We start from the raw sequence: 19286 nt of genomic DNA, 5'->3' as shown, positions 1-19286 counted from the left end.
AATTGAGTTTGTACTTAAGATTAATCTCAAGCAATGATGCATAAACAGGTTCATTCGGGGGCATTCCGAAGAATTACCCCTGCCCGTATTTCTCTAAAAGTGCTTCGGCAATGGCCATCGTTTCGACATCCGCAACACCGTTCCACAGGTCTGGTCTGAAATGCATCTGGAAGACCATGATGATGCGTTTTTGCTGCGCCGGCGTACTGTCAGCCGGTACTTCATAGCCATAACGCGTGAGGAGATCGAGTAACGCGGGGGTATCCACCTGTTGATAGCGCGGACGCCCGTTCATGTAGAACGCGACACGCGCGGGATCAGGCCATGCGCCGATGCCTTGCTGAGCCAGTTGTCGCCACGGAAACAACGGACCGGGGTCATCTTTACGCTGCGGCGCGATATCCGAATGGGCCACGACATTTTCAGGTTTGATGTTGTAGCGGGCAATAATGTCTTTAGCGAGCGGTACCAGCGCCGCGATCTGCGCAGGCTCAAAAGGAGTAAAGTGCTTAACGCCAGACGTTTTTTGCCAGCCACGGTTTTCCAGCTCAATACCCACGGACGTATCATTGATACGGTTAGTACCCCGCCAGAAGCTAATGCCTGCATGCCAGGCCAGTTCACTCTCGGGCACCAGTTGCCAGATGCGCGGTTTTCCTTCCGGTGCCGGGGGCTTCGCAGGGATTAAATAGTGTGAGCTGACGTTTTTATCTGTCAGCGTGGCGAGCGAGCTGTCAAAATCATCCGCGGTGTAGTGGATCACCAGCACCTTGATGCGCGGGTAAGCCGCCTGCGCCTGATGCCGGGTATCCAGCTCGTAGGTGCCTTTATCAATAATCCCTTTTTCCGAAGCGCACCCTGCCAGCAACAGCGCCAGCAGGAACGCCGCAAGCGAACGCGTCATCGAAGGGTTTTCACCGCCGTACCGCTTACACTCACCATCAGCATACTGGCATCTTTCCCGACCGTTTCGTAGTCGATATCAATTCCCACAACCGCATCCGCGCCGAGGGCTTCCGCCTGCTCGCCGAGCTCTTTAAAGGCGATCTCACGCGCTTTGCGTAGCTCTTTTTCGTATGCGCCGGAGCGTCCACCCACGATATCGCGGATGCCGGCAAAAAAGTCACGGAAGATGTTGGCACCGAGAATCGCTTCACCGGTGACCACCCCGCAATACTCGGTAATCGTCTGCCCTTCCAGGGTTGGCGTTGTTGAAAACTGCATACTTTATCTCCTTCTTTAGCGTTCAATGCCTTAGGAACAGCATTATCGGTTCGTTACGCTATGATTGAAAGGATAGTTAATAAATAAGGAAATCAACATGCGCTATTCTGCTTTAACACTTTTCGTGCCCTGCGCGCTGGTGCTCAGCGCCTGTACTACCACGGTCACGCCAGCCTTTAAGGATATCGGTACCCGCAGCGGCCCCTGTATTGATGGCGGCCCGGACACCGTGGCGCAGCAGTTCTATGATTATCGCATTCAGCACCGCAGCAACGATCTCACCGGCCTGCGCCCGTATCTCAGCGATGGACTGGCAAAATTGCTGAACGATGCCACCCGCGATCCGCAGCACAACGCGCTGTTGAAATCCGATCCGTTCTCCAGCCGCGCCACGCTGCCTGACAGCGCCGAAGTGGCCAGCGCGTCAACTATCCCGAACACTGATGCACGAAACATTCCGCTGCGTGTGAAGCTGACTCAGGGTACTCAGACCTGGCAGGATGAAGTACTGATGATCCGTGAGGGTCAATGCTGGGCGGTGGACGACGTACGCTACGTCGGCGGCAGCGTTCATGCCCCGGCAGGCACACTGCGTCAGTCGATTGAAAACCGCTAAACCATCCGATACAAAATTGTAACCCCCGAAAAATGTGCGGCATTTCATTCGGAATGCCGACATTTATACTCGCCGACCTTGCCGTTCGCTATTTTGTGCTATGTTTAAGAGGAAATACGGGTTATATTTAACTTTTAACGCAGAAATATTGCATAACTATTCTGTCAACGGTACTATCTGCGGCCTCAATTGCTATAGATTGCCTGGATGAGTAAAGACTGCCCCGATGAGTATTAAACTAAACGGCATTAACTGCTTCTACGGCGCACACCAGGCGCTGTTTGACATCACGCTGAACTGCCCGGAAGGCGAAACGCTGGTTTTGCTTGGCCCAAGCGGTGCAGGTAAAAGTTCCCTTCTGCGTGTCCTTAATCTGCTTGAAATGCCACGTTCAGGTACGCTGGCAATCGCCGGTAACCATTTTGATTTCGCGAAAACCCCGTCAGATAAAGCGATTCGCGAACTGCGTCAAAACGTCGGCATGGTCTTCCAGCAATACAATCTCTGGCCGCATCTGACCGTGCTGCAAAACCTGATTGAAGCCCCGTGTCGCGTGCTGGGGTTAAGCAAAGATCAGGCGATTGCGCGTGCCGAAAAACTGCTGGAACGTCTGCGTCTTAAGCCTTACAGCGACCGCTATCCGCTGCACCTTTCTGGTGGACAACAACAGCGTGTGGCGATTGCCCGTGCGTTGATGATGGAGCCTGCGGTACTGCTGTTTGATGAACCGACGGCGGCGCTGGACCCGGAAATCACCGCCCAGATCGTCAGCATCATTCGTGAACTGGCGGAAACCAACATTACTCAGGTCATCGTAACCCACGAAGTGGAAGTGGCGCGCAAAACCGCCAGCCGCGTGGTTTACATGGAAAACGGTTATATCGTCGAGCAAGGTGATGCGAGCTGCTTCTCCAACCCGCAAACCGATGCCTTCAAAAACTATTTATCTCATTGATTGTGTCAGGGGAAATATAATGAAAAAAGTATTACTTGCCGTGCTGCTTGCTGGCGTTACCCTTTCCGCTACCGCAGCCCAGACCATTCGTTTCGCCACGGAAGCGTCTTACCCTCCGTTTGAGTCCATTGATGCGAACAACAAGATTGTGGGCTTCGATGTGGATCTGGCAAATGCTCTGTGTAAAGAGATCGACGCAACCTGTACCTTCAGCAACCAGGCGTTCGATAGCCTGATCCCAAGCCTGAAGTTCCGTCGTATCGACGCTGTGATGGCCGGTATGGACATCACCCCTGAGCGCGAAAAACAGGTGCTGTTTACCACCCCTTACTACGACAACTCCGCCCTGTTCATTGGTCAGAAAGGGAAATTCACCTCTGTTGATCAGCTGAAAGGCAAGAAAGTCGGTGTACAGAACGGCACCACGCACCAGAAATTCATCATGGATAAACATCCGGAAATCACCACTGTTCCGTATGACAGCTACCAGAACGCGAAGCTGGACCTGCAAAATGGTCGTATTGATGGCGTCTTTGGTGATACCGCTGTGGTGACCGAGTGGCTGAAAGCCAACGACAAGCTGGCAGCAGTGGGCGACAAAGTGACCGATAAGGATTACTTCGGCACCGGTCTGGGGATTGCCGTTCGTCAGGGCAACACTGAGCTGCAGCAGAAATTTAACGCTGCGCTGGAAAAAGTGAAGAAAGACGGCACCTACGAAACCATCTACAAAAAATGGTTCCAGAAGTAATTCCTGATGAATGAAATTTTTCCTTTAGCAAGTGCCGCCGGGATGACCGTCGGCCTTGCCGTTTGCGCACTGATTATCGGCCTTGTGCTGGCGATGTTCTTCGCAGTGTGGGAATCAGCAAAATGGTTCCCCGTCGCCTGGGCAGGCTCCGCGCTGGTCACTGTGCTGCGTGGACTACCGGAAATTCTGGTGGTCCTGTTTATCTATTTCGGTTCCTCACAGCTGCTGTTAATGCTGTCGGACGGCTTCACCATAAATCTTGGCGTTGTGCAGATCCCGGTGCAGATGCAAATTGAGAATTTTGACGTTAGCCCGTTCCTGTGCGGCGTCATTGCCCTCTCTCTGCTCTACTCCGCCTACGCGTCGCAAACGCTGCGCGGTGCGCTGAAAGCGGTGCCGCAGGGGCAATGGGAATCCGGTCAGGCGTTAGGCTTGTCAAAGTCAGCCATCTTCTTCCGTCTGGTGATGCCGCAAATGTGGCGTCATGCCCTGCCGGGGCTGGGTAACCAGTGGCTGGTGCTGCTAAAAGATACCGCTCTGGTGAGCCTGATAAGCGTAAATGATTTGATGCTGCAAACCAAAAGCATCGCCACCCGTACTCAGGAGCCGTTTACCTGGTACATCGTGGCGGCAGCAATCTACCTGGTGATTACGTTGCTCAGTCAGTACATCCTCAAGCGTATTGACCTGCGTGCGACGCGCTTTGAACGGAGACCAGGCTGATGCTTGAATATTTTCCCGAGTTGATGAAAGGGCTGCACACCAGCCTGACGCTGACCGTGGCGTCCATCATCGTCGCGCTGATCCTGGCGCTGATCTTTACCATCATCCTGACGCTAAAAACGCCAGTGCTGGTGTGGATTGTGCGCGGCTACATCACCCTGTTTACCGGTACGCCATTGCTGGTGCAGATCTTCCTGATTTACTACGGTCCGGGCCAGTTCCCGTCGCTGCAGGACTATCCGGTTATCTGGCACCTGCTCTCTGAGCCGTGGCTGTGTGCCCTGATTGCCCTTTCGCTGAACAGTGCGGCCTACACCACCCAACTGTTCTACGGGGCTATCCGCGCCATCCCGGAAGGGCAATGGCAGTCCTGTGGGGCGCTGGGCATGAGCAAGAAAGACACGCTGGCGATTTTGCTGCCGTACGCCTTTAAGCGCGCGCTCTCCTCCTACTCCAACGAAGTGGTGCTGGTGTTCAAGAGTACTTCTCTGGCCTACACCATCACCCTGATGGAAGTGATGGGTCACGGACAGCTGCTGTATGGACGCACCTATGACGTGATGGTATTTGGAGCCGCAGGCGTGGTGTATCTGGTGGTTAACGGTCTGTTGACGCTGATGATGCGCCTGATTGAGCGTAAAGCGCTGGCGTTTGAGCGCAGAAATTAACCACGCGAATGCATAAAACGATATTCATGAAGCGGGTAACCTGATGGGTTATCCGCTTTTTTTTACAACAAAACACAATATTTAATCATTTTTATTGCATACAAATTCATTAACTGGCATTGTACATCCAGGCCGCAGACACGGCGCATAAATAAGACAGACGGGAGTATTACAATGAAAAAGTTAGTTCTGGCCGCATTACTGGCAACGTTTGCCGCAAGCGCAACAGCTGCAGATAAAATCAATTTCGGCGTTTCTGCCACTTATCCGCCATTTGAATCGCTGGATGCCAGCAATCAGATCGTCGGTTTCGATATCGATCTGGCGAAAGCACTGTGCAAACAGATGCAGGCCGACTGCACCTTCACTAACCATGCGTTCGACAGCCTGATCCCGTCTCTGAAATTCAAAAAATACGATGCGGTGATCTCCGGTATGGACATCACGCCAGAGCGTAGCAAGCAGGTTTCCTTCACCGACCCGTACTACGCCAACTCGGCGGTGGTGATTGCGAAGAAAGGGGCTTATAAATCCTTTGACGAGCTGAAAGGCAAACGCATTGGTATGGAAAACGGGACCACGCACCAGAAGTACCTGCAGGACAAACATCCTGAAGTGAAAACCGTGGCCTATGACAGCTACCAGAACGCGATTATCGACCTGAAAAATGGCCGTATTGATGGTGTCTTTGGTGACACTGCCGTGGTGAACGAGTGGCTGAAAACCAACCCGCAACTGGGTACCGCAACCGAGAAAGTGACCGATCCACAGTACTTCGGTACCGGTCTGGGTATTGCAGTACGTCCGGATAACAAAGCGTTGCTGGAAAAACTGAACGGCGCCCTGAAAGCGATTAAAGCGGACGGCACCTATCAGAAAATCAGCGATCAGTGGTTCCCGCAGTAAGCATTTTTGCCGGGTGATGGTTTCGCCTTACCCGGCAATTTCTTACAACGGCACAAAGAATCTGAAACGCGCCCCGCTCACCGAATCCATCAGCCTGATCCCTCCCCCGTGCAGCTCCAGCATTCGCTTCACAATCAGCAAGCCTAATCCGCCGCGATTCTCCCGCGATGCCTGCGGGTTTAACGCAGAAGGACGCTGAAACAGATCGTCACGCAATGCACGCTCGATGCCTGAGCCACTGTCCGCCACCTCAACCTGCAGAAGCCCATTCTCCTGCCAGACCTTAAGCAAAATCTCGCCGCCTGCCGGGGTATGGCGAACGGCATTATCCAGCAAATTCGTAACCACCCGCTCAATCATCGACACATCGGCATACACCAGCGGCAGCGGGCCAGGGACGTCTATATGCATTCGCAACTGCCTTGTCTGTGTAGTCAGTTCGAATTTTTGCGCCACATCTGAAATCAATTCAGCCATGGCAAAACGCTCGCGCTGCGGTTTAATCCCCCCATGCTCAAGGCGCGCCAGTTCAAACAGCTGTTGAGAGAGATGGCGCACTTTCTGCCCCTGACGCAGTGCGATAGCCAGGTATTGATTCTGCTCCTCGGCACTCAACGTGGCGGACTTAAGCGATAGGGTTTCGAGATACCCCAGCAGCGAAGTCAGCGGCGTGCGAAGATCGTGAGAGATATTGGCGATAAACTCCCTGCGCTGACGGTCGCTGTCAGCGAGTTGATCCCATTGTGAAGCAATCTTGCGCGATAATTCGATAAAGGTGTTACGAAGCAGTTCGACTTCATTTTCAGGGGCCAGATTGATCGGCCGGGCGGCCAGACTTTTTATGGCGCTGATGCTGTCCTGCTCAAGGTCATTTACCTCACTGGTTAACTGTTCCACTGGACGGGTAACCCATTTTTTGACTAACCACCAGGCCAGTGCGCCAAAGAGTAATGCCAGTAAAAGCGATCCAACGATAGCGTCGGTCAAAGCCTTGTGCCACGCGGTGTTCGCCAGTGCATTCAGGTCTTCGCCCTGGAGAATGATATACAAGTAGGAGTGGAGAGTGCCGTTAAGAAGGATCGGCGCCACGCTGAACACCTTACGTTGATCCAGACTTCTTGGATCATCGCCATACACAGGAAAAGCGGCCCCGGATAAATAGTTGTTTAACGGGGTAAGATCGATCGTTTGACGCTTCATGTGCCCGACCGGTGCGGCGTCTGCCACAATATGTCCCTGAGGCGACACCACGTAGAGTTCAACGCTGGGATTAAGCGTCATCAGGCGATCAAACAGCGATTTGAGATTCTCAGTGTTTGCTTTACCCTGGTTATCCAGAAGCGGTTCACTGCTCACTATCTGCTGTGCCAACCCCGCAGACAGACGCTGCACCATGGCATCACCATACTGCTTACTGCTATAAAGCTGTACGCCACATGCCACGAACATGCATAAAACAAGCGTGGCGCTAAAAAGAAGTGACAGGCGCTGGCTTAACGTTAAGTGGCTTATCATGCGTGGGGCTCCGCTTTTTCGACGGCAAATTTGTACCCTTTCCCCCACACAGTCAGGATGATATCTGGCTCTGCGGCATCTTTTTCAATTTTGACGCGCAGACGGTTAATGTGCGTATTTACCGTGTGCTCGTACCCTTCATGCTGGTAACCCCAGACATGATCCAGCAACGATAAACGGGAGAATACCTCGCCCGGATGACGGGCAAACCAGTAGAGCAAATCAAACTCACGCGGAGTTAAGTCGATGGTTTCCCCCCGCAGGCGAACCTCACGTGCCAGTGGGTCAATCTCCATGCTGTGGCAACGAATAATGCCCGCCTCCAGACGAAGATTTTGCCCCATCGCCTCCTGACGTCGAAAGAGCGCCTTAACCCGAGCAATCAACTCCAGAACGGAGAATGGTTTGGGCAGATAGTCGTCAGCCCCCATCTCAAGCCCCAGCACCCGGTGCGTCTCGCTGGTACGAGCGCTGATGATAATGACAGGCAGATAGCGGGTCATCTGACGGATACGGCGACAGATCTCCAGCCCGTCCACGCCAGGCAGCATCAGATCGAGGATCACGGCATCCCAGTTCTGCTTTTCCAGTTGAAGCAGAGCACGTTCGCCATCGGCTTCGTGCACAATCTCGAAACCTTCATCTTTTAAGTTCAGGCTCAGGAAGGTGGCGATATCGCTATCGTCTTCCACCAGCAATATTTTCTTTGCGTTACTCATGACCCACATCCACGCCGTTTCATTACAGTTGAGCTTACCTAATAACGCCCGCCGGAGTTATCACATTTTATTTAAACTTCCGTGAGGATGTGGTGACCGAATTTACCTTAGGATTTGACCACGCAATGGAAAAACGAGGTCACCATGTCTCTGCCAACAGCTGTTATTCATCCCCTTTGGGTCAGGGTGTGCCACTGGATTAATGCCCTCGCTATGGCTGGCATGATATTCAGCGGATGGCGCATTTATAACGCCTCGCCGTTGTTTCCATTCACTTTTCCGTCCTCTTTCACGTTAGGAGGCTGGCTGGGCGGTGCCCTGCAGTGGCACTTCGCCATGATGTGGGTTTTAGGTATTAACGGCCTGATCTACTGCACGTTAGGTATTGTCACCGGGCGCTTTGCACGCACCTTTTTCCCGTTATCTGTTAAGGGGTTACTGAAGGATATAGCGCTGGCCCTGCGGGGAAAACTGCAGCATGCCGATCTCAGCCACTACAACATGGTGCAAAAACTGGCCTACTTACTGGCCATCCTGACGGGGGTAATGCTTGTGCTTTCCGGGCTGGTTATCTGGAAATCCGTTCAGTTTCCGCTTTTACGTGAACTGCTAGGAGGTTATGACGCCGCGCGTTACATCCACTTCTTTTGTATGTCCTTCATTGTCGTGTTTGTCGTGATCCACCTGATTATGGTGCTGCTCGTTCCTAAAACATTACTGGCAATGTTGCGCGGTCGCTAAGGGTATCTCATGAAAAAGCCAACCTTTCTCTCTTCCCGCGACGCGGAATATCTGGTGAAAGACGCAGAAAAATCCGTAAACGCACAGCGACGTAACTTCCTTAAACAGGGGTTGACGTTAGGCGGGATTATGCTGCTTACAGGGTGTGACCTGAGCGACAACGACAGTGTTGAAACTGCACTTTCACGAATGTCGCGCTTTAACGATCGTGTTCAGGGGTTCCTGTTCAGTGACCGTCATCTGGCACCGGAGTATGCCGAAAGCGACATCACCCGACCTTTCCCGTTTAACGCCTTTTACGATCGCGACCAAATTCCGCAGGTCGACGGCCGGGATTATCAACTCGCCATTCGTGGCCTGGTGCGAGACACCCGCAGCTGGTCTCTGCCTGAGTTGTATCGTATGCAACAGGTAAACCAGATCACGCGCCATATTTGCGTCGAAGGGTGGAGTGCCATTGGCCGCTGGGGTGGTATCCCCTTCCGCCATTTTCTGCAGGTGATCGGTGCCGATACCCGCGCCAAATACATCAGCTTCCGCTGTGCGGATGATTACTACACCAGCATTGATATGGCGACCGCGTTGCACCCACAAACGCTGCTCGCCCTGACCTGGGATAACCAAATCCTCCCTCCTGAGTACGGTTATCCCATGAAACTCCGTATCCCGACCAAGCTGGGGTACAAAAACCCGAAGCATATTCAGGTCATTGAAATCACCAATCGCTTCCCCGGCGGTTACTGGGAAGACCAGGGTTACAACTGGTTTGGTGGCAGTTAATACAACAACGTAACGACGAGGAAATACCATGAAAAAAATGATTATTGCAGCAACCGTGCTTTCAGCTCTGTTTATGGCAAATGTGCAGGCAGCAGACTCCATGAGCAAAGAGACGATGGCAAAAGACAACATGTCCCAGCCACACGATAAAATGTGTAAGGGCGACATGTGCAAAGACGCCATGAAGAAGGATCACATGGGGAAAGACAAAATGGGCAAAATGGACAATATGAAAAAGGATGAGATGGGTAAAAAAGACGCCATGAGCCAGTAAGTCTCATCGCAGCCGGAGGCACCCGCCCTCCGGCTGCTTCGCTTATTGTTTAACGAGTAGCGTCAACACTTCATAATGCGCAGTGTGCGGGAACATATCGAAAAGCTGTACGCGCTCAATGCGGTAACCCGGCAAATGCGCAATGTCTTTCGCCATCGTCTGCGCGTTGCAGCTTGAATAAACGATGTAATCCGGTGCCATCTGGCTCAGGTAGTCGCATAGCGCTTGTCCGATGCCACGGCGCGGCGGATTCACCAGTACCAGCTCTGGCACGTTACCCTGTCCGGTCGCGAACTGCGTAGAGTCCAGCGCCTGGAAGTGCAGATTCGTTAACCCCAGCTCAGCAGCGGACTGTCTGGCGCAGGCAATCGCTTCAGCGGAGATCTCAATCCCGGTAAGCTGCATCTCAGGCGTGGCGCAGTGCAGACCAAATCCTCCCACACCACAGAACAGATCCCACATATGGTTGATGTTCAGCGCCCGAACCCAGTCGCGGGCGGTTGCATACAGGGCGCTCGCCACGACAGGGTTAGTCTGGAAGAAACTCTGCGGACGGATCCACAGTGGCACACCATTGAAATTCTCCGCCAGCGCATGCTGTTCGGTGAAGAAGACCTCTTTTTCCCCTTCCATGATCGCCATATGCACTGGCTGAATATTTGCCGTAATGACCTTAAGCTGCGGAAGCTGTTCCTGCAACCACGGCAGCGCCGCGCGAAGCTGCTCCAGCTTGGTTTCGGAACGCAGAACGAAACGCAGCATCATACCGCCGTCAATCTGGCTTTCCGTCAGCAGAAGGTATTTCAGCTCGCCGCGCTTGCGGGCGACGTTGTAAGGCGTTAACCCGGCCCGCGCAATAAACGGTTTGAGTGCCGCAAAGACGGGCTCAAATGAGGTGGGGTAAAGCGGGCAGTCAGTTAAATCTTCTGGTGTGCCATCACGATGCAACATTCCCAGCAGCGGTTTTTCAACGCTGCCGCTGACCACCATTTTGGCTTTATTACGAAACCCCTGCTCCGGGCCGCCGACGGGTGCGCACCACTCGCCCACCGCATGTTCAGCCAGCAGCTGTTGCAGGTCGGCCATTTTGGCGGTGAGTTGTTGAGAGACCGGCTGTTCTATCCACTGACAGGAGCGACAGCGACCGGCGTCATAGAGTGCGCACTGCATATGAAGACCTTAAAAATCACGAGGGCTGCGATTATACACATTATTGCAGACGGAAGAACCGCCGACTGGAGGCTGGAACGAAGAGTAAAAAGAGCACCAGTATGTCCGGCAGTTTTTGCATAAACAGCGCGCGCAGGATCTCGCGTTTGGATTCACCGGCAATGCTGAACAGCTCCGGGTAGCCATAGCCCAGCGAGGCGGCCCACAGATAGCTGGCGGCGGTCACCTGCGTCAGCAGATAGACCCAGCGTGCCCAGTTACGCCCTTTCACCAGCGAAAAGGCGCAGTAGATCTCGATAAACACCAGCACCAGGCTGCTCAAAAAGACCAGCGTCAGATTCCACGTCTGCACACTGCGGTGAATAAATTCACCAATGCCGCGCGCGCCCAGGGTATTCAGAATCATCAGCACATCCAGGCAGCGGATCATAATAATGGCGAGCGCCGCCACCTGAACCAGCGCAGGAACGTTAGGACGAGCGTGCGTAAGACGTGATTTTTTTAATAATCCCAATGTTTTACTTCCCTGAAAAACAGTGCCGCGTCGTACGCGGCACATCACTGGAAATTTTAAATCCTTCAGCCGCGTCTTGCACGCTGGATATCACGCACACGCTGTTTTTCCGCGCGCGCCATCAAATACCAGGCGATAAATCCGACAATTCCGACCACACCGAGAATAATCGAGGCCAGGGCGTTGATTTCCGGGTTGACCCCCATGCGCACGCTGGAGAAGACCAGCATCGGCAGCGTCGTCGCCCCCGGGCCAGAAACAAAGCTGGCGATAACCAGATCGTCGAGCGACAGGGTAAACGCCAGCAGCCAGCCCGAGATCACCGCTGGCATGATCATCGGCAAGGTGATGATGAAAAAGACCTTCAGCGGCGTCGCTCCAAGATCCATCGCCGCCTCTTCAATGGAGCGATCCAGCTCGCGCAGACGCGAGGAGATCACCACCGCCACGTATGCGGTACAGAAAGTGACGTGCGCCAGCCAGATGGTGAGCATCCCGCGATCCGCCGGCCAGCCGATGGCATGCGCCAGCGCCACGAACAGCAGCAGCAACGCCAGACCGGTGATCACGTCCGGCATAACCAGCGGGGCGGTGATCATAAAAGCAAAGCCATTCGAACCGCGAAAACGCCCGAAACGCACCATCACCAGTGCAGCGATGGTCCCCAGCACCGACGCCATGGTTGCGGCCAGCGCAGCAATCGTCAGGCTCAGCCCCACCGCGCTCATCATCGCATCATCGTGGAACAACTCGCTGTACCAGCGCGTTGACCAGCCCGCCCAGACCGTCACCAGTTTGGAGCTGTTGAACGAGTAGATCACCAGCATCAACATGGGTGCGTACAGGAAGGTAAAGCCAATCACCAGGATCGCAATTCGCCACGGGGAGCGCACTACCGGTAAGTTGTTCATCCGTGGTCTCCCATCTGTTTCTGCTGGTGCTTATGGAACCACATGATCGGCACGATCAGCAGGAGTAACATCACAATTGCCACCGCAGACGCCACTGGCCAGTCACGGTTATTAAAGAACTCTTGCCACAGCACGCGACCAATCATGATGCTGTCCGGCCCGCCGAGCAGTTCCGGGATCACAAACTCCCCCACCGCCGGAATAAAGACCAGCATCGACCCGGCAATAATCCCGCCTTTGGTCAGCGGGACGATCACACTGAAGAAGGTCTTCAACGGGCGCGCGCCGAGATCAAGCGACGCTTCCACCAGTGAGTAATCAATACGCGTCAGCGCCGTATAAATCGGCAGCACCATAAACGGCAGATAGGCGTAAACAATGCCAATGTAGACCGCGAGGTTGGTGTGCAGGATCGTCAGCGGCTGATCGATAACCCCGAGCCACATAAGGAAATTATTCAGCACACCGTTGTTTTTGAGGATCCCCATCCAGGCGTAAACGCGGATCAGGAACGAGGTCCACGACGGCAGGATCACCAGCAACAGTAAAATGTTACGCGTCGACGGCTTACTGTGCGCCACGGCCCACGCCAGCGGGTAACCCATCACCAGACAGCAGATCGTCGAAATCGCCGCCACCTGTAACGACTGTAAATACGCTTCGAAATAGAGCGGATCGTCAGTCAACTGCAGGAAGTTGCCGAGATTAAGCGTCAGCGTGAGCTGTCCGTCAGCCCACTCCCACAGATCGGTATACGGAGGGATCGCCCGCGCCATTTCTGCGAGGCTGATCTTGAAAACAATCAGGAATGGCAGCAAGAACAGCAGGATCAGCCACACGTATGGCATGGCGATCACCAGCTTGCGACCGTGGTTCATCTGCATCCGCGCCAGCCAGTTCGTAAAACCACCTGGTTTTTCTGCGCGGGCTGGAGGTTCTAATGTACTCATGGGCCGCTCCTTATACCGTCAGCACAACGCAACTGTCAGCATCCCAGCACAGGCGCACTTCGTCACCCCAGGTCGGCTGCCCCTTGCGATAGCGATGTTCGTTCTGCAACTGAGCGCTGAGCATCTGTCCGCTTTTCAGACGCACATGGTAGATGGAAAGATCGCCAAGGTAAGCAATATGCACCACTTCACCCACGGCAAAGTTATAGCCATCCGCAGGCGGATCTTCACAGAGCATGATTTTCTCCGGGCGCAGCGCGACGTAAACCGGCACGTTATCCACCACCGAGTTATCCGGATCGACCTTAAGCGGGTGTTGCAGCCCCGGTGATTCAATGACCAGTCCATCTTCCTGGCGGTCTTTCAGCAGCCCTTCGAAGACGTTGACCGAGCCAATGAACTCCGCGCTGTAGCGGGTAGTCGGGTGCTCATAAATCTCTTCCGGTTCACCAATCTGCACGAACTTCCCACGGTTCATGATGGCGATTCGCCCGGCCATGGTCATCGCCTCTTCCTGGTCGTGAGTCACCATCACGCAGGTCACCCCCACACGTTCGAGGATATCCACCACTTCGAGCTGCATACGGTCGCGCAGTTTTTTATCCAGGGCACCCATTGGCTCATCAAGCAGCAATAATTTCGGACGTTTTGCCAGACTGCGGGCCAGGGCCACGCGCTGACGCTGACCGCCAGAGAGCTGGTGCGGTTTACGCTTCGCAAACTCCTGCATGTGAACCAGGCTCAGCATCTCGGTCACACGCGCGGTAATTTCGGCTTTCGGCAGTTTGTCCTGCTTCAGGCCAAAGGCGATGTTCTGTTCCACCGTCATGTGCGGGAACAACGCGTAGGACTGGAACATCATGTTAATCGGACGCTGGTACGGCGGCACACTGGAGAGATCCACGCCATCCAGCACAATCTGCCCGGCAGTGGGCTGTTCAAAACCGGCCAGCATACGCAGCAAGGTCGACTTACCGCAGCCAGATGCCCCCAGGAGGGCAAAAATTTCACCTTTGTAGATCGTCAGATTGACGTCGTCCACGGCATGCTGGCCATCGAAAGATTTGGTGAGGTTACGAATTTCAAGAAGCGGGGTCAGCGCTTTACGGACTTTCGCCTGCGGGCGGGGGATCGCGTCATTCACGGGGTGCTCTCCGGCAGAAATCAAATCATGGTGCAGGCGCACCATAACGGTGCGCCTGTTGCCGGGGGCGCTACGCTTGCCCGGCCTACAACTCACGGATAATTATTTACCGCTTTTCACCTTGGTCCACGCACGGGTACGTACGCGGTCAATTTTTGGATCCTGAACTTTCAGGGTGAACAGCTTGGCGAACACATCCGCTGGCGGATAGATAGCCGGATTTTTGCGGATCTCTTCGCTAACCAGTGGCACGGAGGCCTTGTTACCGTTCGCGTAGTAGACGTGGTCACTGATATGGGCAATCACTTCAGGACGCATCAGGTAATTAAGGAACTGATACGCTTCGTCTTTGTTTTTCGCATCGGCTGGCATCGCGAAGACGTCAAAGAACGCCAGTGCTCCCTCTTTCGGAATGAAATAGGAAACGTTCACGCCGTTTTTCGCCTCTTTCGCACGGTTCGCCGCCTGCCATACATCGCCCGCCCAGCCAATCGCGACGCAGATGTCGCCGTTAGCCAGGTCGTTAATGTACTGTGAAGAGTGGAAGTAGCGGATATTCGGACGCAGCTTCAGCAGCAGATCAGTCGCCGGGCCGGTGTAGTCGTTAGCCTTGTTGCTGTTTGGATCTTTGCCCAGGTAGTTCAGCACGGTGGCGAAAATCTCTTCCGGTGCATCGAGGAAGGAGACGCCGCAGCTTTTCAGTTTCTCAAGGTTTTCCGGCTTCAGCACCACGTCCCAGCTGTCCAGCTTGACGTCCGGGCCCAGCGCCGCTTTGACTTTATCGACGTTGTAGCCGATACCGGTGGTCGCCCACAGATAAGGCATGGCGTATTTATTATCAGGGTCGTGCTTCGCAACCAGCTTCAGCACTTCCGGGTCGAGGTTTTTCCAGTTTGGTAACTTGCTCTTGTCCAGCGGCTGGAAAACACCTGCGGTCAGCTGACGCTCCAGGAAGCTTGCGGAAGGTACCACCAGGTCAAAACCGGTACTGCCCGCCATCAATTTTCCTTCCAGCACTTCGTTGGAATCGAAAACGTCGTAGACCACTTTAATGCCGGTCTCTTTTTCAAAATTGGCGACCGTGTCCGGCGCAATATAATCAGACCAGTTGTAAACGTGCAGCGTTTTTTGTTCCGCAGCGAGCGTGCCGGCAGAGACGGCCATCAGAGCACCCGCAACCAGACCCGATAACCATTTTTTATTCAAGGCGATCATAGTGTTATTCCTTCTGAAAGCTCGTTAACAAACGAACTAAAACTGTGCAATCTGGATATATGCAAAAATCATGCATAGTTTGTCGCTCTGCCTAAAATAAAAAGAAACCTCTTTACCCGGCAGGATCCGCTCGCTTTTTTAAGCATCGCAAGAATAACTGTAGCCCGTGTCTCCGGCTATAGCCCAGACGAAAAAACGCCTTTTATCAATTTTTTATGCAGGTTATGTCTATGTGATAAGCCGAAACGGCCTTCCGGGAGGTGAATAATTCTTTAAAAAAAGGTTAAAAGCAGCAGAAAAAATGGCCTTCTGCAGCCGCTATGGCAGCGACTGCGCAAAAGTCAGACAGGCTTAGTGAAGAAAATTGGGAGATGCATCATTATTCTCTGCATCATCTTCCGCGCTATACAGCAGATGATGTGCATTGGCTTCCATCATTACCATGGAAATTTGCTCTTCACTCAAGCGCATAAACCAGGAGAACTGTTTGAACGAGAGCCCTGCACCGGAGAATAAAGACTGGCAAACGACCAGTTTTGGCAGATTATCATCCTGTATATCGAGAAATGCTTTCACGGTCAAAGAACTGGCGTTGATGGCCGACAGGTCGGAGGCCAGCGCCAGCAGCGCAGACGGCTTCACTTCGGCCAGCGCCGAGAAAAGAATCACGTCGTTAATGAGATCGATTTTGGCATCGAAAATGCCATCGAAATTCTGCATATGAGGCAGATGCAGCGCCTGACAGGAATCGCATTCGAAGAACGTAATTCCGGCATCATCAAGCCATTGACGTAACGTATCCAGTGTTGGAACGACCTGTAAATCCATCGCTGTGCAGCCTCTTTAATAAAAACTTCGCATAGGGTACGCAAAAAGTGCGATCAATACCATTCACCCGCCCGTTTTCAGACAGTAACCCGGCGTCGCATGACGTTCGATCCATGAGATCATTTTACCCGCAATATCGACCCCTGTGGTTTTTTCCACGCCTTCCAGCCCCGGCGAGGCATTCACTTCCATGACCAGCGGACCACGCGTTGCCCGCAGAAGGTCTACCCCCGCCACGTCCAGCCCCAGGGTTTGTGCCGCTTTCACCGCAATTTCCCGCTCGCGCTCGCTGATATCCGCCACCCTCGCCACACCGCCACGGTGCAGGTTTGAGCGGAAGTCGCCCTCTTTTGCCTGGCGCTCTATGGCCGCTACCACCTCGTTCCCTACCACGAAGCAACGAATGTCGCGACCTTTGGCCTCGTTGATGTATTCCTGCACCAGAATGTGGGCATTCAGCCCCCGGAAAGCATCAATGACGCTTTCTGCCGCCTGGCGTGTTTCCGCCAGCACCACGCCAATGCCCTGCGTACCTTCCACCAGTTTGATCACTAAAGGTGCGCCGCCCACCATATCGATCAGATCGCTGGTGTCGTCCGGTGAATGGGCAATCCCCGTGACAGGGAGATCGATCCCCTGGCGGGCGAGCAGCTGTAACGAGCGCAGCTTATCGCGGGCGCGGGAAATGGCGACGGATTCATTGAGCGGATAGCTGCCCAGCATTTCAAACTGGCGCAGCGCGGCGGTGCCGTAATAGGTTATCTGGGAGCCGATGCGGGGGATCACCGCATCAAAGTGCGGCAGCTTGCGGCCTTTGTAGTGAATCGACGAGGCAGCTGGATCAATGTTCATATAGCAGGACATTGGGTCGAGGATCTCGACCTGATGCCCGCGTTTTGCCGCCGCTTCTCGCAGACGTTTACATGAATAGAGCGTTCCATCCCGGGACAAAATGGCAATTTTCACCCTGCACCTCTCTAAAGACATGGAAAAAGCCTGCATATCATATACGCAGGCAGGCGCAGGAGGAATGGACTATCGCGTCGCCCAGCCCTGTTTGTGCAGATAATCGAGAATAAACGGGCGATTTTCTTTAATGATGGTGCGACGAATATGGTCACTCCAGGTATCGCGGCGGTTATTGCTGCCGCGCGTCATATAGTAGTTCGCCAGTTCTTCATCGTATTGCGCCAGGACATCCTGATCGACAGGTTGATAGTGATTTTCATGCACCAGCATGGCTGCAGGAATACGCGGCTTCAGATCCGGGTTATCCGATGGCCAGCCGAGGCACAGGCCAAACAACGGCAGAACATGTTTTGGCAGCTTCAGCAGTTCGGTGACGCTTTCGATATTGTTACGCAAGCCGCCGATATACACGCCCCCTAATCCCAGCGATTCCGCAGCCGTAAAGGCGTTTTGCGCCATCAGCGCGGTATCCACCACACCCAGCAGCAGTTGTTCTGCCAGCCCCAGCTCGGCCTCAGGGCAGATCTGCAGGTGACGGTTAAAATCGGCACAGAATACCCAGAACTCAGCCGCCTGGGCCACATGCTTCTGTCCGCCCGTAAGCGTGACCAGTTGTTCCCGCATGGCCGGATCGGTAATGCGGATAATAGAGCTGCACTGCAGGAAGCTGGAGCTGGAGGTCGCCCTTGCGCTGTTAATTATGGCTTCACGCTGCGCCGCGGTAATCGGCTCATCAGTAAAGTGGCGGATCGAACGATGGGAGCGGAGCAGGTCTATGGTTGGCGTCATATTGTCTCTCTTTGTCTTGCTTAATTCACATGGCAGCCAGTATAGGCAATGATTAGTGCAGTGTAATTGGCGAAACATAGCCTGACTGTATCAAAGCGACAGGCGAAACCTTCTTTAATGGCGGCAGGTTATCGGGCACTATATGTGTCATTCGCCGTCAGGCTTGTTTTTTGAGGAGAGAGAAATGTTTGCAGTAATTTTTGGTCGTCCAGGGTGCCCTTACTGTGTGCGCGCGAAAGAGCTGGCTGAGAAACTGACCGCAGAGCGCGATGATTTCAACTTCCGCTACGTTGATATCCACGCGGAAGGCATCACGAAAGCCGATCTGGAAAAAACCGTCGGTAAGCCGGTTGAAACCGTACCGCAGATCTTCCTCGATCAGAAACACATCGGTGGTTGCACAGATTTTGAAGCTTACGCCAAAGAGCATCTTGGCCTGTTTGCTGAGCAGTAATACCTGAACGCCCTCACCTTGAGGGCGTTTTTATTTGGTGTGCCGTCGCTGTATCAGACTGCGCACAAACAGATAGCACAACGCGCCAAGGGCGCACCAAAACACACCGCTCAGCAACCAGGCCAGCTCCTGCCAGAAACTTCTCACGGGAACAAACAGCAAGCGCATCAGCAGCAGACACAGCGGTGCTGCAAGCATTGCACCCAATAGCGGTTTCACCACCTCCCCTTTACGGGAGAGAAAGCTGGCGGCCGCGCCCGGCAGAGTGAAAAAGAGTAAACCCAGCTCCGGATGACCCGATGCCCTGAATGCCCCTTTCACATTAAAAGCGAGCGACATGCACACGACGGTGAACAGCAAAAAGCAGCTGATCACCCCCGCCCAGTTTCGTTTAATGTTCAAACTATCCTCCTGACTTATCTCTATCAAATACACATTCGTCGGGTAGACGCCCAGTCAGATAAAGCAAT

24 protein-coding genes are annotated in these 19286 nt (G+C 53.7%); 10 read left to right on the top strand and 14 right to left on the bottom strand.

Going from position 1 to position 19286, the window contains the following annotated elements; all coding sequences use genetic code 11:
- Positions 1–73 precede the first annotated feature (73 nt).
- Together V6E55_RS02865 and V6E55_RS02860 are read right to left on the bottom strand one after the other, a co-directional pair.
- Complete coding sequence (locus tag V6E55_RS02865; RefSeq protein ID WP_316942124.1) at positions 74–904, bottom strand: N-acetylmuramoyl-L-alanine amidase; 831 nt, start codon at positions 902–904, stop codon at positions 74–76.
- Positions 901–1224, bottom strand: coding sequence for a heavy metal-binding domain-containing protein (locus V6E55_RS02860; protein WP_023310944.1), 324 nt, complete (start codon positions 1222–1224; stop codon positions 901–903). The genes V6E55_RS02865 and V6E55_RS02860 overlap by 4 nt, the downstream gene beginning before the upstream one ends.
- Positions 1225–1321: 97 nt before the next feature.
- On the opposite strand from V6E55_RS02860, the gene V6E55_RS02855 reads away from it, so the two are divergent.
- The 6 genes from V6E55_RS02855 (at position 1322) to artJ (ending at position 5843) form a co-directional block, all read left to right on the top strand.
- Positions 1322–1840, top strand: coding sequence for a lipoprotein (locus tag V6E55_RS02855; protein ID WP_028019296.1), 519 nt, complete (start codon positions 1322–1324; stop codon positions 1838–1840).
- Between the two features lie 226 nt (positions 1841–2066).
- Complete coding sequence (gene artP, locus V6E55_RS02850; RefSeq protein WP_028019297.1) at positions 2067–2795, top strand: arginine ABC transporter ATP-binding protein ArtP; 729 nt, start codon at positions 2067–2069, stop codon at positions 2793–2795.
- A gap of 19 nt (positions 2796–2814) precedes the next feature.
- On the top strand, positions 2815–3546 hold the full coding sequence (gene artI / locus V6E55_RS02845; RefSeq protein WP_129996352.1) for an arginine ABC transporter substrate-binding protein ArtI: 732 nt from the start codon (positions 2815–2817) through the stop codon (positions 3544–3546).
- A 6-nt stretch (positions 3547–3552) separates the two neighbouring features.
- Entirely contained in the window at positions 3553–4269 is a 717-nt protein-coding gene (gene artQ, locus V6E55_RS02840; RefSeq protein WP_114978499.1) for an arginine ABC transporter permease ArtQ, read from the top strand.
- The gene (gene artM / locus V6E55_RS02835; protein ID WP_024907847.1) at positions 4269–4937 is read left to right on the top strand and encodes an arginine ABC transporter permease ArtM; all 669 of its coding nucleotides are present in this window, start codon (positions 4269–4271) and stop codon (positions 4935–4937) included. Before artQ ends, artM begins: the two co-directional genes overlap by 1 nt.
- 174 nt (positions 4938–5111) lie before the next feature.
- On the top strand, positions 5112–5843 hold the full coding sequence (gene artJ / locus V6E55_RS02830) for an arginine ABC transporter substrate-binding protein ArtJ (protein ID WP_316942123.1): 732 nt from the start codon (positions 5112–5114) through the stop codon (positions 5841–5843).
- Between the two features lie 42 nt (positions 5844–5885).
- Here the strand turns inward: artJ and V6E55_RS02825 are convergent, their stop codons facing one another.
- Positions 5886–7358: a sensor histidine kinase gene (locus V6E55_RS02825; protein WP_129996353.1), complete on the bottom strand. Its 1473-nt coding sequence runs from the start codon at positions 7356–7358 to the stop codon at positions 5886–5888.
- Complete coding sequence (locus V6E55_RS02820) at positions 7355–8077, bottom strand: response regulator transcription factor (protein WP_114978495.1); 723 nt, start codon at positions 8075–8077, stop codon at positions 7355–7357. Before V6E55_RS02820 ends, V6E55_RS02825 begins: the two co-directional genes overlap by 4 nt.
- 144 nt (positions 8078–8221) lie before the next feature.
- On the opposite strand from V6E55_RS02820, the gene V6E55_RS02815 reads away from it, so the two are divergent.
- Genes V6E55_RS02815 through V6E55_RS02805 form a run of 3 tightly spaced genes read left to right on the top strand, consistent with a single transcriptional unit; the run spans position 8222 to position 9872 of the window.
- Positions 8222–8818, top strand: a complete 597-nt coding sequence (locus V6E55_RS02815; protein WP_236919797.1) for a cytochrome b/b6 domain-containing protein — start codon at positions 8222–8224, stop codon at positions 8816–8818.
- Positions 8819–8827: 9 nt separating this feature from the next.
- Positions 8828–9598, top strand: coding sequence for a molybdopterin-dependent oxidoreductase (locus V6E55_RS02810; RefSeq protein WP_129996354.1), 771 nt, complete (start codon positions 8828–8830; stop codon positions 9596–9598).
- A 28-nt stretch (positions 9599–9626) separates the two neighbouring features.
- On the top strand, positions 9627–9872 hold the full coding sequence (locus V6E55_RS02805) for a pentapeptide MXKDX repeat protein (protein WP_028019306.1): 246 nt from the start codon (positions 9627–9629) through the stop codon (positions 9870–9872).
- Positions 9873–9914: 42 nt separating this feature from the next.
- Here the strand turns inward: V6E55_RS02805 and rlmC are convergent, their stop codons facing one another.
- From rlmC to nfsA, 9 genes are all read right to left on the bottom strand, one after another.
- Complete coding sequence (gene rlmC / locus V6E55_RS02800) at positions 9915–11042, bottom strand: 23S rRNA (uracil(747)-C(5))-methyltransferase RlmC (protein ID WP_316942122.1); 1128 nt, start codon at positions 11040–11042, stop codon at positions 9915–9917.
- Between the two features lie 40 nt (positions 11043–11082).
- Positions 11083–11601 (bottom strand): YbjO family protein, encoded by a 519-nt coding sequence (locus tag V6E55_RS02795; protein WP_114978491.1) that lies wholly within the window; start codon positions 11599–11601, stop codon positions 11083–11085.
- 20 nt (positions 11602–11621) lie between these two features.
- Positions 11622–12467: a putrescine ABC transporter permease PotI gene (potI, locus tag V6E55_RS02790; RefSeq protein WP_023310934.1), complete on the bottom strand. Its 846-nt coding sequence runs from the start codon at positions 12465–12467 to the stop codon at positions 11622–11624.
- Entirely contained in the window at positions 12464–13417 is a 954-nt protein-coding gene (gene potH / locus V6E55_RS02785) for a putrescine ABC transporter permease PotH (protein ID WP_316942121.1), read from the bottom strand. The genes potI and potH overlap by 4 nt, the downstream gene beginning before the upstream one ends.
- Before the next feature lie 10 nt (positions 13418–13427).
- A complete protein-coding gene (potG, locus tag V6E55_RS02780) occupies positions 13428–14561 on the bottom strand; it encodes a putrescine ABC transporter ATP-binding subunit PotG (protein WP_316942160.1) in 1134 nt (377 codons plus the stop codon).
- A 102-nt stretch (positions 14562–14663) separates the two neighbouring features.
- Positions 14664–15776 (bottom strand): spermidine/putrescine ABC transporter substrate-binding protein PotF, encoded by a 1113-nt coding sequence (gene potF / locus V6E55_RS02775; protein ID WP_114978489.1) that lies wholly within the window; start codon positions 15774–15776, stop codon positions 14664–14666.
- Between the two features lie 351 nt (positions 15777–16127).
- Complete coding sequence (locus tag V6E55_RS02770) at positions 16128–16604, bottom strand: YbjN domain-containing protein (RefSeq protein ID WP_014169308.1); 477 nt, start codon at positions 16602–16604, stop codon at positions 16128–16130.
- A gap of 63 nt (positions 16605–16667) precedes the next feature.
- Positions 16668–17570 (bottom strand): 30S ribosomal protein S6--L-glutamate ligase, encoded by a 903-nt coding sequence (rimK, locus tag V6E55_RS02765; protein ID WP_316942120.1) that lies wholly within the window; start codon positions 17568–17570, stop codon positions 16668–16670.
- 69 nt (positions 17571–17639) lie between these two features.
- Positions 17640–18362 carry a nitroreductase NfsA gene (nfsA, locus tag V6E55_RS02760; RefSeq protein ID WP_316942119.1) on the bottom strand — a complete coding sequence of 241 codons (723 nt, stop codon included), beginning with the start codon at positions 18360–18362 and terminating at the stop codon, positions 17640–17642.
- A gap of 184 nt (positions 18363–18546) precedes the next feature.
- Here nfsA and V6E55_RS02755 point away from each other — a divergent pair, with 184 nt between their 5' ends.
- Complete coding sequence (locus V6E55_RS02755; RefSeq protein WP_014883149.1) at positions 18547–18816, top strand: GrxA family glutaredoxin; 270 nt, start codon at positions 18547–18549, stop codon at positions 18814–18816.
- Positions 18817–18846: 30 nt separating this feature from the next.
- Here V6E55_RS02755 and V6E55_RS02750 read toward each other — a convergent pair whose 3' ends face one another.
- Positions 18847–19218: an inner membrane protein YbjM gene (locus V6E55_RS02750; protein WP_236919793.1), complete on the bottom strand. Its 372-nt coding sequence runs from the start codon at positions 19216–19218 to the stop codon at positions 18847–18849.
- Positions 19219–19286: the final 68 nt, after the last annotated feature.

The sequence above is a fragment of the Enterobacter sp. 342 genome (assembly GCF_036663495.1).
Lineage (GTDB): Bacteria > Pseudomonadota > Gammaproteobacteria > Enterobacterales > Enterobacteriaceae > Enterobacter.
This window is presented reverse-complemented; position numbering and strand designations above follow the sequence as displayed.